General features: G+C 60.6%; 1 protein-coding gene. It reads left to right on the plus strand.

Features of this window, described 5'->3' with window-relative positions; genetic code table 11:
- Positions 1-512 (plus strand): transposase (locus tag AC0QUY_RS42650; RefSeq protein WP_475391734.1); only part of this gene is annotated, 512 nt, incomplete at its 5' end.
- Between the last annotated feature and the right edge of the window lie 226 nt (positions 513-738).

The following is a 738-nucleotide window of genomic DNA, read 5'->3' on the forward strand; positions in this document are numbered from 1 at the left end:
CCTGCCACGAGGCCGGCATCACGGTAACTCTGCCCAAGCCGCAGACGTCGGGTGCCAAGTCAGATGGGCGCTTCGGCAAGCAGGACTTCATCTATTTACCGGAGGAGGACGCCTATCGCTGTCCCGCCGGCGAGCGGCTGCTATATCGCTTTACGGGCGAGGAAGATGGTAAGCGGATTAGGCGCTACTGGACCACAGCCTGTCAGAACTGCTCGCTCAAATCCCAGTGCACGACAGGACCAGAGCGGCGGATTCCACGATGGGAGCATGAGCATCTGCTCGAGGCTGTGCAGCAGCGCCTTGATGCAAATCCACAAGCCATGCGCCAGCGTCGGGAGACGGTCGAGCATCCGTTCGGCACGATGAAGGCCCGCATGGGGGCGACACACTTCCTGACCAAAACGCTTCCAAAAGTAGCCGCCGAGATGGCGCTCTCGATCCTGGCCTACAATCTGACACGGGTCATGAACATCGTCGGGACCAAGCCGCTGATCGCTGCGATCGTGGCCTGAGACCGAGCCGATCCTTGCTTCTCACCGGCTTCCCTGGGAAGGATGTTTTTACACGGCCAAGACCCGGAGCGGACATCTGTCTCTTACACCGCGCTCCCCCGGCTACACAAAAAAGCCCGTAGTGCGCTCAACCAGCCAGTAGGCCGCTACGATGCCTATGGCGTAGGCGACGGCCACATCCAGCCGGTCAAGGGCTGGCTGTATCCGCACTGGCTGCAATAATTGT

Source organism: Bradyrhizobium sp. WYCCWR15520 (assembly GCF_056174665.1).